Consider the following 15301-nt stretch of genomic DNA (forward strand, 5'->3'; position numbering starts at 1 on the left):
TGAGCCATTGTGGCATCCGTGCTGAATACGTATGACGGTTGTGTTGATCTTAACGCGGAGCCTTCCCATCACCGCAATGGTGCGATCGGTTCTGGTTCTTCTTTAGCTGACTGGTATTGGGGTTTGTTTACGGTCAATTGCGAGGCAGTTGCACTACACAGCGCCTGTCGGCATTTGAATCGAGTGCTGACGGTTGTCTTGAAAAGGAGCGCGTTGTGTTCATCCGTCCAGCGAACCGTCTTTTTTCAAGCAGCAGGTATTTTACATGATCAAAAAACTAATACGCGTGGTGCTGTTGGTAGCGTCTGTGGTGGGAAGCTCTTTGGCGTTTGCTGTCAGAGAAGAAGCAGTTTTTGAGCTGTCGGTGTCTATTCCAACAAGTGAGTTCTATGTCATCCCGGTGAATCCAGACTGGATCGGTCGCGAACAAGTACTGGGCTGGAACGTGGTCACTTCAGACCTGAGTCCTCTGCGCGAAAATTTCGATGTCAAGAATAGTAGCGGGGGCATTACCGCTCGCCTTGAATCACAACCCTACTTATCCAACGGTAACGATGACATCCAACTAAAAGTCATGTTCAACACAGTGGAGCTAACACTCAGTGACACTGTAGTGATTTCGGCCGCTGAGGCGGGAGTGGGCAAGCGTGTTGCATTGGAAATTGCAGCGATAAAGCCTGTTACTGATTATGAGCCCGGTGACTACTACGGCAGTGTCCAGGTGCTGTTCGAAGCCGTGGCGCCTTAACAATGAGACGCGTCGCCGCTCGCGAATAAGGCCCGTGCCGCCAACGTGAAAGGAATATGAAGAATTACATGAATATCATGACCAGCGTTAGAAACGTCGTGGGTGGTTCAGCCCTCATGGGGTTGCTGTTGTCGATTGGGTTGTACTCAGCGTCAGCTGGCGCTTTGACACAAGAAATCACGGCGGAGTTCAGGCCGGATCCGGCTCATGTGTCGAATAACAAATTTGTTAATACGACTCCGGTGAGTGGTTACTGTGCGGAGTATCCAAGCCAGTGCTCGTTGAGCTTTCGTCTTCCTATAACGTTCGAATCTAATAGGCCTATTCAAGCTAATCATGGCGATTCGCGTCAGGGTGCCATGATTAGTCCTCCCAGCGAATGGAAGGAAGTCTCAGTAATAAATTCAGCTTCCGGTGAGTCTGAGAGGGTTAGAGTCCGCATTAATGGAATAGGTTCTACATATAGTATTAACAACCTCTCGGCGGTGGTCCCGGGATCATGGTCAGATGTAGAAAGACATAGGAAGCTGTGGGACTCCTCAAGCTGGGTCAATGTTCCTCGCCCATGCCTCTATAGTGGCGTAGGTTATCCAGGCAGCGACAGTTATGGTTTTTTTTGGAAGACACCGCAAGCAGGTGTGTGTTCCAAACTAGCGCGATACGATATTCCCCTAATGAAATATACATACCTTGACTTCAGTTATGAGCTTGAAGCACCTGACCCTCTGAAAATGTCAGCAGGTAGTTACACTGGGAGTGTGGTATACACAGTCGGTCCTCGAGGCGACTTTGATATGGGCGATATTATGATTCCCAGTGATTCTGAGATCCGTCTTGACTTTACCCTTAAGGTTGACCACATCCTCAAAGTCGAAATCCCGCCTGGAGGCACTAAAGTTGAGCTGGTCCCCCAAGGCGGTTGGTTGGCCTGGCTTCAGCAAGGTCGTAAACCCTCACGGCTGTTCCGAGATCAGAGGTTTGATATCTGGACCAGCACTCGGTTCAAAATGAAGATGGAATGCCAGTACTCGGTAGGCAATACCTGTGGGTTGCAAAATACGACGGGGACTCATCGCGTGCCGGTGGATGTGCGGGTGAGCTTGCCAAGTGCTCTGACTGACGCCGCTGGTCGCCCTGTTAGCCGTCGCCCACTACTTCTGGATGGCAGTGAGACAGACATGTTCCAGCCGTCGCACTATGTGGACCATAAACCCGGCTCTTTACACTTTGAAATCCAGAAAGATAGCGTTGAAGAGATGCTGACATACGATGCTGATAAGTACTCGGGTAATATCACCGTGATCTGGGACTCAGAAGTTTGATCGGGATGAAAAGTTTGCATACTACTACCTGCCTGTAGTCGCCACCTAGGCCACAGATCACGTAGTGGTTGAGCCGTGCAGCCAGCAAGGTTCATACTTTCAATGTACGAGATATACCGTCACCAATGGTGGTGACGGGTCGCGGCGGCTGGCTGCTGAACCCTGGCAACCACCAGGATCTGACTCACTGACATCACCTATCAGGGGAGCAGTTATCAGTTTCTTTCACGTCCAATAGCCTGCTTTCATTCCGACTGCCCACTGTTTTTGCCACGTTCTAGAAATGGAACTATTTCAATAACATCGTTATCAATCCTGTCAGGCTCTCCATTTCTGATTGCGACACTCACTCTGGAGTAAATTAAAATGCCATCGAATTCATTTTGAATACGATTTTTTATAACTTCTCTTTTGCTGTGCCGCCTGAATTGTACTTCGTAATTTCCATCTCCAAGCGGGACCAGGTGTCCTGCGCTTTTTTCTTCTCGGCATGCATTGAAAACAAATTTCTCATACCCGGAAAACCCGTCGCGCCTTTCCAATTCCATGGTTTCAAATAAATTTTTCAAGGTTTTGTTTTCAGCCTCTTTTGATACTGAGACAATATCCATTTTTTCTCCACCATTTGCTCTGTTGTTCCATACAGCAGCAGTAAGTTCCTCTTGCGGAGTCTTCTCATAGTGCTTTACGGAGTAATTCAGGGTGTTGACTCCTTCTAGATCTAACCCAGTCTGAGCTACCAACCAATCCTTCCTGTTTTTTTCTGGGTTTTTTACACTCCATTGTTCGAAATTTTCCACTGTGACCAACTTGTCAGACACGCTGCTCTTGTTTGTGATTTTTGCATAGAAAAAATTATTCGTATTGTCAACGTTAAGTAGCTTTTCGGTCGGGGTGAAATCCATTAGATTTTTAGACTCGAACAATCCGTCGGGGTGCAACCCTGCCAGTGGTTCCGATAGAGTGTTCTTATGTGGGCCCAAAAAGATCAGTTCTTTATTTGCAGGGATCCTGAGTTTTGTAGTCTCGCTGGTAAACCACCCGTGTGCATTTAAAATCAGAGTTTTAGCTTGATCACCTTCTACGGTAGTGATGGGGAAGTTATGGTTCCCTCGGATGGCGTCTACTTTTCCTTTGAGAAAAGGGTATCTATTTTCAAGTTGCTCAATACTGAGTTGAGCCTTGCATCGTCTTTTTTCAAGGTTTTCTTTGGCTACTTGTGCATCCTTGTCCAAGGAAGGATCATATTGGTACTTTGATTTTTTATTGGCAGTATATTCTTTCCATTTATTATTGAAATCAGACATTGCCTTGTTGTACTCATCCATAGAGGGATAGTCGTTTTTATCTGGCAGTTTGGGCTTCTTGATTTCAGGTCCTCCCCGAAAATTTAGATCAGGTAGAGGTTTTTCAAGGTTCGTTCGGATGGCAGGTAGCTCCGATTTATACTGTTTGAGCCTTTTTAACATGCCGGCGGAACCTTGCATGAGGTCAGCCGTTGTACCCACTGCGGTGAACACAGCGCCAAGAGCAATCTCTCGTATTGCATTGTTGTAAGCGCTTCCACTGTCCGTGCTTGCGGCAATGTTGGCATTGATGAGGATTTCACCTACTCCTGCACCAAAGCCAACGGCAGCCAATGCGGTAGCACCCATGGGGCCCGTTACAACTAAAGAAAGTAATCCAGCGACAAGCCCTATTGCTTCCAGATAAGATTTTACAAATACTTCGTATTTATCGTTTTCATATTCAGCAGTTGTGTATGTGCTGGAGTCAATATTCACCTTGATTTGGTTCAGCATGCTGTTGTAAAGCGCAGCTTGATAGTTTTTTTCGTATTGTCGTCTTATGATCGGGGTGCAGGTGGTGCCTGATTGCTCTCTGAGGTATCTATCTTCACAGTCTAAAATTGGCTTTAGGCTACCTTCTGGCCACGCTTCCTTGTCGAAAATTGATAGGTGCTTTATAATAAACTGTTGAAATATCGAACTGTAATCCCTTTCGTCAAACGCAATCACCTCAGAAGTCAAGAGGGAGATGTAGGTGATCTTTGGATTGTTAGGAAGGGACAAGGCGAGTAAGCCGGGGATCACTTGGCGTTTTGGTCCGTCAAATATTGAATTAACTCTGTCTGGTAAGGTGACTAGTTGTGGGTTTAGAGTTCCCTTCAGAAATAAACGCACTGCAAGCGGAAGATTGTCATAGTGTCTACTGCCGATCCACTCGATAAGAATTCCTAGCGTTCTGTAATCTACGGAATTGATGAATGCATCCTTGAATTCTTCATTTTTCTCGAGGTTTTCAAAAAGCGCGTTAAATTTACGCTCGATAGCATTAGTTACCGAATAACCATGACGCTGGAGTGATAATATATGAGGTTCTCCATTTGCTTTCGGGAAAGCACACCGTTGTCCATATAATCCGACTGCAAATCGCTTGTGAGCGCCTAATAAAATTTCTTTTGTAGAGAATTCTTTTTGGAATGATTGGGGAAGACCAAGAGGCCCTCTTGTGCTGCACGATAGCGTATGTGTTTGATCCAAGGTTGGTAGTTCATTGAACTCATGTGAGTAATATTTTTTATAAGTCGTGTCAATGATGTCGTCTAAATTTTTGGAGTTGGATTTATAAATTCCATTGATGAGTGGGAGGTTTTTTTCTGTTTCTTCCCGATACGAATTCAAGGTTTTTTTCGCCGTCTCCGTATCGCGGCGTGCTGAAAAATGTGGTGGGGTTTCTGCTAAATAGGTTTTAATGTCGGTAATGTTTACTTTTTCTTTCAGTCGCATCCTGAAAGCATTCCCCACGCTCTGATAGGCGGCTTTGTAAGGGCCTGGTAATCCTCCATGTGTTAGCAATATATAATCGGCTGCGAGGAGACTTATGTTGACAGTGAATTTATTGGGGTTCTTTTGCTGAATTTTGGACAATTCCTCTCTCAGCATTGTATAGATATGCTCCTTGTGATCAGGTATGACACCTGCTGAAGTATAGAGCTCATCGAAAATTTCTTTAAAGTTAGGCTTGGTATTCACATCTCGTCGACGTCTATTTTGGCTTCGATAGAGGGGGGGCGAGTCGGAGACTGGGCTTTGCAGCGCAGGATCCAGTTGTATGAACTGTTGCAAGTAATCATTAACCTCTTCAATTTCTGTACTCGTCAGCTCATGATCTTGCTCATATTCGTCTTCACGGATCTGCGATGCTTGTTGCGCCCAGCCATCCTTGCTGGCCCCGTAGTGCAAAAACGCTCCGCCTGCCGCCATGGCCGCCACGCCCAGCAGCAGGGGGACCTTCTGGTCCATCAACGACGATTTGCCAAGGGGAGTCGCGACGGTAGAGGTCACTTTAGGCGCCTGGAACAAGCTGGTTTGGTCCACCTGACCAGCCTGAGTAGGCTGCACCAGCACTTCCGTCAACTCTGTTTCTTGGGATGCGGCGTCCTTGTCGGCTTGGCGCATTTGCCACAGGGCATAGCCGATGGCGGCCATGCCAACGGCTTCCAGGCTGATGCCGGTCGCCAACTGCCAGTTTGGTCCGTGGCCGGAGGATGGTGCGGTGGCGCTGGGAGCTGCCGGCGCGGCCGCTGGTTTGGCGTTTTCTGGCAAGGCCATGTCTTTGGCGCCGATCTCGGCCCAGTCGGCCTCGGTCACTTCGCTCTGGGCTGGCCCCTGCAATGCCAGTTCGTCGGCCATTGCCCCCGGCAGTAGCCCCCAACGTTGCCGGGCCATGGCGTTAAATGTCGACATCAGGGCGTCCGCCAGCCAGTTTTCCACCCGGTGGGACAGCTGGTCGCGAAGTTCCAGCAGGCTGCGGCTATTGCTGTTGGCTAGCGCATCCATCCATTGCTGGCCCCAGGTCAGCCAGGAGTCGGTGGGCAGCTGCGCTTGCACCACTTGTTGCGCCTCCCGCAAAGCCGGCAGCAGCGGGATCAGGTTGATCAGTTTTTCCAGTTGCGGATAGCTTTTCACCACCTGGCAATCTTTTAGCTGGCGTGCCAGTTGACGCAGGTTGTCTTCGGTTTCGACCGGATCATTGCTGTTGAAGGCTTGGTACACCTGCCAGATCAGTATGGCGTTCAGATATTGACTGTAGGCAAACTGCAGCGTCTCGTTCTGGTTCTGGTCGTGCGCGACGAACCATCTGAGGGTCTGTTCCCAGCTCGTGTGTGTTTGAATCGCTTGGGCATATTGCACAGTGGCAGCGGCCAGAGGATCTCCGGTCACACCGGCGATCAAATAGGGTTTGGCAGTCGCCCATGCCCCACTGGCGATGCGCTGGCACATAACGGCCCAGCTCTCGCTGGAGGTGCTTTCCTGGTAAAACTTTTCCAGCTCTCGCACCACCGAGGCCGGTAGCATTTTCCCGGCCACGTGGCTGGCTGCGAGTTTTCCGACGGAGGGTGCGATGGCCTTGGCGATTTCCTGCATCAGCATCCGCAGGGACTCGGGCTTCTGATTCAGGGTCAGTAGACGGTGCAATAGCGTGGTCGTGGCAGGATCGGCGCCCAGTGCTGACTTGAGTTGGTTGACCCATTGCAAAACCGGGGTGCCGCCAGCGCCTTTGTCCAGCGTGTTTAACAGCCAGAGGGCCTGTTCGCTCAACGAGCTGTTCATGGGGAAACGTCGTATTTGATCAGCGAACTGGAAGGCGGCAAACAGTTTGTCAGCCTGCGGTTTGCCACCGAGCAGCATCTCAAGATGAGGCTGCAATTGTTCTCGTAGAGCCGGGTTGGATAACGTGCCAGCTAGCCATGCCAGCCTTGCGGGGAGCGTTCCCTGGCTCGGATAGGGGGCCGTCATTTGCACTTGCGCCAATGCCTGCCCCATTTTTAACGTGGACTCGTCCAGCACCTTTTTGATCAGGCTATTGCCAGCCAAAATACCCAGGTAATCGCCCAGCTCGGCTTCGTTCGGTAGCGATTGCCACAGCTGCACCTGGCACAGTGTCTGTCGCATCGCGTCCAGGCCCCGGGTCACGCTGTCCAGGCTGTCTTTGCCCATGGCTCTTTTCAGCTGTGGGTCGGACAGCAAGGTCTCGCTTATAGCGATCAGACCCACGACCTTGTCGAGCACAGACTGTTGATCGTTGAGGTCATGGATGCCGGTATCCAGAGCCATCCACTGGCTGCTCACACTTTTCAGCCACGGGACCACCGCGTCCAGATATCCTTTCAGGGTTTTGTATTCTTGCGAGTATCGTTCCGGGTAAGCGGTGAGTGTTTGTCCAAGACGGTCGAGTGCGGCACTCATTTCTCCTAGTTTTCTCTGCGGACTGTAGTTGCCCCGGTAGATGTTGCGCAGGTCTTCACAAGCGTTTGTGAAGACACGGAGCTTGGGGATTGGAATAGCCTCGATACAGAGTTTCCCCGTCACTTTGTTGATCACATTCCAGGCCATGGCGTAAAGCATTCTGCCGACTGCCGAGTTGTTGTCCTGCGCCTGGGTCGATACAGCCACCGTGCCGGCCGACTGACAGGACAGCAGGGTTTGATAATGGTCCGGGGCGGACTCCAGTTGCGCAGCTACTTTCTGGAAGAACTCCCTCAAATACGCCGGCGCATCACGGCAGTCTCTGCGCCCATCGAACGCTTCCAGTTCGCCGAGAAAACAGTCGTTATCCCAATATGGGGACAGTGTTTCCTGATCTGAATGCAGTTTCCCGACCACCATCTTGAGCAGGGCGCTGGTGGTCTCGTCCCAGCAGGTTAAATGCTTCAGGTTTTCCACTTGTTGTTTGAGTTCCGGGTAGTAGGCCAGAGACGGACTGCCAGGGGCCGGGACCTCCGAAGTTGTGGTAGGAGTATTCTGGAGCGAATATTGTCTAACGGGCGTAGAACCAATGTTCTTCATTCAGTAATCTTTCTTTGGCAGATGGGATAAAGCGAAAGGTGGTGACGGATCTGTCCATCGTGGCCAACATGTCTGTTGGCCGTCTTAAAGGAGGTCATGAAGGGCGTGCTGAATTGACGGCTTCTTCCACGTTCTTTGTTGGAGGTGGCTAAGCTTCATGGCGTGGAGCGAGAAGCTTATTTAAAATAGACTTTATCGCTCCAAAAAAAATGGGTTATACCTTCTTTCTTTAGTTGGCATTCAACATGATGAGTGTGTCACCTCGGGCGCTGTAGGGTGGGGAGCAAGTATTTCTTTTTTTTAAGAGGCGCTTATATAATTTATGATGGCTGGCTAGGCTTTTCTATCACAAAGCGCTCAAGTAGCATCCCACCCAATCATTGCATTCCAGCCGCTTGGGGGCGCTGAACAAAACGCATGTATTTAGTGAAATACCCGTCTTTACGAGCTGATCGAGTTGGACCGATTCGTACTGTGGAAGGGGTTGCTTGCTTGATCGGGCCGACTTATTCGAAGGGCGAAGTTGGTTGTCCGGCGTTTCCGTTGATAGTCATGTTGCGGGGGTATCTGATGTGGAACTAGTTCGGCTGTAGCGGTACTACTGACAGTAGCCGCGGAAGGATGATACTCAGTATGCAGAATAAAGCCCGACAGCGTCGGGCGTATGTTCACGATGACGTTACGGCCAGAAGGCTGGTTCTTCTTCTTTGAGCGAAACTCGCAAATATGGACTGCCCAACTCCGATTCGACGAGGTTAAGCCTGAGGTCTAGCCACGTTCGGTATGAGCGATCACTCAGGGGCGGAAATCGATATAAACCGAAAATTACCTGACGGATCTCAAGATGCGTGTGCAGCTCTTTGTAAGCCGCCAGGATAACTTCGCCCAGGCGATTCGAGATATCTGTCAAGTGTGAGGGGCGCGCGAGGTGAACAGCTTTTTGCCATGCTAAAGGTGTCAATACGACAGGAAGTTTCAGTAGGTGAGTATGTGTGGCTGGCAAGGTGGTTAGCATCGGCTTTCTCCTGATGAGTGGAACCACCTGATCCTCCTTGGAGGTGATGTCCGGTGACGATTTGTCGATGTCGTAGTTGCTAAATCCTACTACAAAATGTAGTTGGGTTGGTTTGGCTATTGCTCAAAAGGATTAATCAGACCATGCCCGTCGTTGGAATGCTGTAACTACCTATTTTCATATGGTTTGGTTCAGGGTCGTTATTAGATATTGAAATGCTAAATTGGATATTGCACACTTGTATGTAGGAAAATTCCACAATAATAAAAGAAGTTTCTAATTAGGTCTATTGTGTCATCTTTTTGTTGTGGCTCATTTGATCCAGGGTGAGAGGCAGAGCTTTTCTTTGGCCCGAGCTAGCGTTAGCTAGTCGTTGAGTGTTAGGGTGTGCCTAAAATTTGTAAGGTCTATACCGGTACTGTTGCAGCCCGTAGTTTATTAACCTGTTCGGAATCTTTGATCGTTGTCTTATTCTCGATTTCAACGTCAAGACATACTTAAAGCTAAGGCCTTATATATGCCAGCGTCGATACAGCTTTATCAGGGAGGCCGCTCAGGTGGGTGGCAGTCGGTTGCGCAAGATGGGGCATTCATTGCAATTCTGCTACCATCCGAGGAGCAATCCCCCCGCATGGCTGGAGCACATTGATTACAACTTTCTTGGCGTTACAGAACCTACATCGAAATACACTGGCCTTTACGATGCAAGCCTTGATCGTCCAACCGTGAGGAACAAGCAGTATGGGAACAATCTTAATCGTGGACGACCACCCCATTGTGCGGCTGGCTGTACGATTGTTATTGGAGCGAGCGGGGCACGAGGTGATTGGTGAAGCGGATAACGGTGTTGATGCGGTCAGCAGTGCACGCGATCTGCGGCCAGACGTTGTACTTCTTGATTTAGACATCCCTAGACTCGGAGGGTTGGAGGCTATTGCGCGACTTCAGGTGCTGCCATTGCCCCCCAAAGTGTTAGTGCTAAGCAGCCTGGATCCTGATTTTTTTTCGGGACGGTGCATGCGGGCGGGAGCTCATGGATTTGTGTACAAACAGGAGAATACAGAGGAGCTCCTCACAGGCGTAAAAGCAGTGCTCTCCGGGTATAGCTACTTCCCGAATCAGGCACTGGAGTCGATACGCAATAACAGTCAGGAGCGCGATGAATCGCAGCTGCTAGGATCTCTATCTGATCGTGAACTAACGGTTCTTCGCTATTTGGCCTTGGGCTATACCAATAAACAAATTGCGGATGAGTTCTTGATCAATAATAAAACGGTGAGCTCATACAAAAAACGCCTGCAGGATAAACTGGGTGAACTCAGTCTTGTCGGCTTGAGTGAGTTTGCGAAACGCAATTCGGTGGTCTGAAGACGGCCGTCGTGTTCATGTGTTGAACAGTTAGAGCTATCGGTTGTGTGCGGTGATTTTTTTTCGCAGTTGTGTGTAGCCGATGAGCTAAAACCGTCGACAACGTATCCTGCCTCGCCTTGGGCGAAACCATGCCCTTGCATACCTCCCGGCTTTTGAATCGGGCATGGGGTCCACTCTATTGCGGCTGAAGAGTACTTTGTCCTCTATGGCGGGCTGATCAGGCTGAGCAAGTCGCTTTCGAGTTCGATCATTGCCAGTTCCAATCTGGTTAATATTGTTTTTATCTGTGAGCCAGCAGCGGATTTCCGATTGGCTTGTTCCAGCTGTTCACAGTGTGTGATCAGTGTATGCGCTTTGATGATGCGTGCTGCGCCTTTGATCCTGTGCGCCAGCTCAGGAATACCTTTGTTACCGCCACTGGCTAGCACGTGCCTCAATTGGGTCAGATCATGCTTGTTACTTTCGAGCAGTCCCTCGAGTACACGATGGATCACTTGAGGGTCGCCGCCAGTCAGGTGATCAAGTTCTTTGACATCGAATTTTTTGGGGGGGCAGGATGGAGATAAGGGAGGAGACAGAAAACGGAGGTGACGGTCCAGTGTGGCCATTTCGATTGGTTTGAAGATGCATCGGTCCATGCCCGCTTTATGGCAGCGTTCATGCTCATCGGGCTGGACGTTGGCAGTAAAGCCGAAGATTGCGGTGCGCGGGCGTTGCTGTTCTTGCTCAGTTTTCCGTATCTGCCGGGCCAAGTCATATCCACTCAGGATGGGCATGTTGCAATCGGTGATGACGAGATCGAAGACTTCATCTTGCCAAACCCGAAACCCCTCCGCGCCTTCTTGGGCCTGACGTACTGAATAGTCCAGAAACTTGAGCTGCTCACATAGGAGCTGGCGGTTGGCTTGATTATCGTCCACCACGAGAATGTGCAATGGTTGTTTCTGGCTGGAAAATGGAAGATCAGCAGATCTGACCAAGGGAGTGGCCAACGTCTCGAGTATGTTCAGGTGGAGCTCGATCAGGATGCGTGTGCCTGTTCCAGGCTCGCTTTCAAGAGTCAGGTGGCCGCCCATCATTTCGCAGAGGGTTTTTGAAATCACCAAGCCCAACCCCGTGCCTGACCGAGCATGCTGACCGTTACCGGAAAGTTGGGTGAAGGGCTGAAACAGCTTTTGTTGATCTTGGGGTGATATGCCAATCCCCGTATCTTTGATCGAAAGCTGTACCTGCAGTTGAACAGTGTTGATCGGCTGTGCGACAACGGTAACGCGGATAGTGCCGTGTTCGGTGAATTTGATTGCGTTGCTAATCAGGTTAGAAAGGATTTGCTTAAAGCGTAATGGGTCAACCAGCACGTCGCAGTTTGCGCTGTTGTCAATTTCAAGTTGCAGGAGCAGGTTTTTTTGTCTGGCCAGTCCATCGAATACACGGATAACGGTCTCTAATAGTTCTCGCAAATTTGCCCGCTCCGGGCTCAGGCTTAGACGTCCACTTTCGATACGGGCAATGTCTAGAATGTCGCCAATCAAATCCAACATGCTACGGGCTGAGCGATAAGCAACTTCGATGGACGGGCGGTCGAGATGGCCTTTGTCGGCACGCTTGAGTGTCAATTCGAGCATGCCGATCACTGCGCTCATCGGCGTGCGGATTTCATGACTCATAGTCGCGAGGAATGTCGTTTTGGCATGGCTGGCTTGGTCGGCATCTTCCTTCGATTGCCTGAGCTGTTCCAGTAGTAGATCGCGCTCACTGATATCCAGCCACCCACCGATGATGCCTTGAATATCGCCTTCTGCGTTACCGAAAGGCAGCACCCAATGGTAGATACTCAGGCGCTGGCCATTGATATGCACCTCGCGATCCTGCAAGAGTGGTTCGCCTCCGGCCAGAATTTTCTGATAGTCCACATCAAAGCTCGCGGCTTCTTCCAAGGGGCTTTCATAGATGCGTTTGCCAATAAGGCTTTCGCGATCAGCGGCGAATGCTTGGAGGTAACTGTCGTTGCAGATCAGCAGGCGCCTGTCGAGATCACGGATATAAATAGGATGAGGCGTACCATCTATTAGTGCTTCCATAAGCTGTATCTGGTTGCTCAGTGCGCGTGCGGCCTTTTTTCGTTGATTGGCTGAACTGCGCATATGGGCGCCCCAGATGAGTCCGATTAGCAGCAAGGTCGCATAGCCCGCGATGATTAGAAAAATCAGGTCGTCATAGTCGAGCCAGGAGGGGGGGGCTATAGCCGCATGGGTGCGCCAGTGGCTGTAGAGTTCGTTCAGGGCATCAGGCGAAACGCCGCGTAATGTTTTTTCTAGAATGCCGTAGAGCTCAACTTCGTCACGGCGAACGGCGAATGCCGAGAGTGATCGTCTTGAGTCGAGAGAAGAGGCGACTTTCAACTTATCCTCGTTCATACGGGGTAGGTTATAGTTTGCAAGGATCTCCGATTGGATGGTGGCGTCGGACTTGCCGTTCTTGAGCATGGCCAAGGACTCAAGGACGTTTTCTGAGTTCAGCAAATGGATTCGAGGGTAGTACTCGCGCAGGTACGGCTCCAGTGTATGACCGGCGAAAATGCTCAGAGTCTTGCCGCTCATTGCATCGAGGTTTTCAGGCTGCCCGGGTTGGTCTCGGGTGATCAGTAAAAAGGGCGAGAACAGGTACGGACGGGTAAAAAAGAGGGAAGCGCTGCGTTTTTGGTTACGCGTCAGATCAGCGGCTATCTGCACTTTATTCAGCCGTATGGCTTCGTACATCTGACTGACATTAGAAAACGGTTCGATTTCGAATTTAAGCCCAGTCTTGGTTTCGATTATCGATAGCAATTCCGAGGTGATGCCAAGGTAATTATCGTTTGCATCGAAATAAGAAAGCGGAGCCAAATAGCGGCTTACCGCAATGCGTACGGTAGGATGCTGTTTGATCCAGAGTTGTTCTGCATCACTCAATTCGGCTTTTTCAAGGCTGAACATCAGCTTGTCGCCCCAGCGTCGGCGGATGCTCAGAGCCTGCTCTTTGGGGATCGTTTCCAGTACAGCATTCAGAAGATACTGCAAGCGCTGATCTTCTTTGCGGACTGCAAAGCTGAAACCAGGCGGGGTCGGCTCACCTGTATAAATGACTCGCACATAGCTTGAGTACGCTTTGGAAATCAGGTATTGCGCGGATATTGCATCGCTTAGTAGAACGTCTGCCTGACCAAACGCGACGGCGGTCATCGCGCTTTCCTCGGAGTCGTACGTTTTAATGATGGCGTGCGGATAATGTGCCTCGGCGTCGTTCTTGCGGGTGCTGTCACGCCGGATAGCCAGTCGTTGACCTTTGAGGTTCTCATTGAGTGGTGGGGCATCACCAATACGAGCAACCAGAGTCGGGCGGTTGATAGCATAGCTTTTGCTAAGCAGCAGCCCCCTGGCATCGCTCTCTGCCGGAGTAATGCTACTGAGCAGATCGACTTTTCCATTCGTCAGTGCGTCTAAAGCCTCTTTGCGATCAGCATATCGGCGTATTTTGATATGGACACCTAACGATTTGGCGATGATACCTATGTAGTCAGCCGTAATCCCTTCGTAATCGTTAGTATTATCTGATATTTCGAGTGGCGGATAATCGGGTAATGCAGTGCCGAGCACTAATTCGCGCTTCCTTCTCAGCCAGCGCCAGTCGTCGTGGCTAATGTTCGGTTCCTCATAGAGGGGGGGCTCATGACTGAGTAACTCCAATTGCTCTATAGGGGCACTACATGCGAAGGGGCTGAGAGTCAATAACAACCATAGAGTGATAAAAAAGCGAGGCATCACGACTCCGGATCATCAGATCCCGCAATTTGAAAGTTTAAGATAGGGCGGATAGTTGGAGCGGCTTGCTACCAGCGTTAAGGTTAGAGGTGGCTTAGCATATAGATGGGGAAGCACGATGGGCTTATCAGGATGGTTTTGACGGCGTTTACCAGCTCATCGAGCCCGGCTCGTTTGCGTATAAGGCCGGCAGCGCGGTGCAGTGTACGGAGTATTGCATACCCTTCAGGGTTGAATTATCCGGATGTTAAGGCTGGAATGAAAGTCGGTAAAAATGAACTGAACATCCGTCTCGTCGTGATATGTTAATGTCAGAAATTATAATGTCAGGTGCGTGCTTGCGGCAAGTTTAAGTGCTTCTGTATGGTTGTCGACCGCTCCAGTCACACTGAAATCATGCGTGTGAGCAATGGGGCGAGAGTCAGGTGAGTCAAAGGATGCTCGTCAACAATCAGTGTGCTAGATGATCTCCAACGCTTTTATGTATGACCTGGAAGTCGCGTGGAGTGGCCCGTGGGGCAGCTACATGCGCTTGTCGACGTCGAGCCGTTGGAGATTATCACCTTCGCGCAGCGATTAAATTCTGGTGCGCGCGCAGTACCGTTACCGGTAATCAGGCATTCCATTCCGAAACCTTTGGCAAGTATCACTTTCAGAGTGAGCTCCCTATTTTTCCAGCGCACGACAGCGGTAGCCAAGTGTTCGGATAAACATAGGTTCAACTGGTCAGTTGCGTTTGTCGCATTGGCTGCTGTAGTTGAGTTTTGACTTGCGGGCGCCAAACAATATGTCATCGACCGTAACGGTCTGATCCCGATCGGTAGATCTCACGTTCGCAGTAAAATCTAGTGCTCGGCCCAGGAATATCTTGGTTCTTGCAGCTAATTTGAACTTCCTAGTCTATGTAAAGTACATCTGAATTGATGTAGGGCATTTCAATAAGTTGCGACGAATTTTCCTACATGCCGCGAAGCCATTGATGACAGTGCGATTGATTCAATTTAGAAGCGATGTCTCTTGATTGCATAAAGGCTGGCTATCCTCTTGCAATGTTGGTCTACCCATAATCCACTCACGAACAGATTGAGCAGCGGGTAGTAGGTGAGTAGGTGAGTAGGTGAGTAGTTCGGAGTTCAGCTCTCTGAACGAGCCCCATGAAAGACAGGACACCGTTTCCCCCTTACGATAAGGGA

6 protein-coding genes are annotated in these 15301 nt (G+C 50.0%); 3 read left to right on the top strand and 3 right to left on the bottom strand.

The window, feature by feature from the left end:
• Nucleotides 1–265: 265 nt before the first annotated feature.
• Entirely contained in the window at nt 266–748 is a 483-nt protein-coding gene (locus tag BK658_RS20560; RefSeq protein ID WP_123583910.1) for a CS1 type fimbrial major subunit, read from the top strand.
• 794 nt (nt 749–1542) lie between these two features.
• Nucleotides 1543–2070 (top strand): hypothetical protein, encoded by a 528-nt coding sequence (locus tag BK658_RS30610; protein ID WP_311196270.1) that lies wholly within the window; start codon nt 1543–1545, stop codon nt 2068–2070.
• Nucleotides 2071–2315: 245 nt separating this feature from the next.
• Here BK658_RS30610 and BK658_RS20570 read toward each other — a convergent pair whose 3' ends face one another.
• Both BK658_RS20570 and BK658_RS20575 read right to left on the bottom strand, forming a co-directional pair.
• Nucleotides 2316–7922 (bottom strand): putative adhesin, encoded by a 5607-nt coding sequence (locus BK658_RS20570; RefSeq protein WP_123583911.1) that lies wholly within the window; start codon nt 7920–7922, stop codon nt 2316–2318.
• Nucleotides 7923–8601: 679 nt separating this feature from the next.
• Nucleotides 8602–8937, bottom strand: a complete 336-nt coding sequence (locus BK658_RS20575) for a hypothetical protein (protein ID WP_123583912.1) — start codon at nt 8935–8937, stop codon at nt 8602–8604.
• Between the two features lie 741 nt (nt 8938–9678).
• Between BK658_RS20575 and BK658_RS20580 the strand changes: the two genes are divergently transcribed.
• Nucleotides 9679–10305: a response regulator transcription factor gene (locus tag BK658_RS20580; RefSeq protein WP_123583913.1), complete on the top strand. Its 627-nt coding sequence runs from the start codon at nt 9679–9681 to the stop codon at nt 10303–10305.
• A gap of 206 nt (nt 10306–10511) precedes the next feature.
• Here BK658_RS20580 and BK658_RS20585 read toward each other — a convergent pair whose 3' ends face one another.
• On the bottom strand, nt 10512–14108 hold the full coding sequence (locus tag BK658_RS20585) for a transporter substrate-binding domain-containing protein (RefSeq protein ID WP_123583914.1): 3597 nt from the start codon (nt 14106–14108) through the stop codon (nt 10512–10514).
• Between the last annotated feature and the right edge of the window lie 1193 nt (nt 14109–15301).

Source organism: Pseudomonas brassicacearum (genome assembly GCF_003732175.1).
GTDB classification, from domain to species: domain Bacteria; phylum Pseudomonadota; class Gammaproteobacteria; order Pseudomonadales; family Pseudomonadaceae; genus Aquipseudomonas; species Aquipseudomonas brassicacearum_G.

Excerpts from the sequence above, each read along its gene's own strand:
- BK658_RS20560 (WP_123583910.1), top strand. The coding sequence starts at position 266 with ATGATCAAAAAACTAATACGCGTGGTGCTGTTGGTAGCGTCTGTGGTG.
- BK658_RS30610 (WP_311196270.1), top strand. The coding sequence starts at position 1,543 with ATGGGCGATATTATGATTCCCAGTGATTCTGAGATCCGTCTTGACTTT.
- BK658_RS20570 (WP_123583911.1), bottom strand. The coding sequence starts at position 7,922 with ATGAAGAACATTGGTTCTACGCCCGTTAGACAATATTCGCTCCAGAAT.
- BK658_RS20575 (WP_123583912.1), bottom strand. The coding sequence starts at position 8,937 with ATGCTAACCACCTTGCCAGCCACACATACTCACCTACTGAAACTTCCT.
- BK658_RS20580 (WP_123583913.1), top strand. The coding sequence starts at position 9,679 with ATGGGAACAATCTTAATCGTGGACGACCACCCCATTGTGCGGCTGGCT.
- BK658_RS20585 (WP_123583914.1), bottom strand. The coding sequence starts at position 14,108 with ATGCCTCGCTTTTTTATCACTCTATGGTTGTTATTGACTCTCAGCCCC.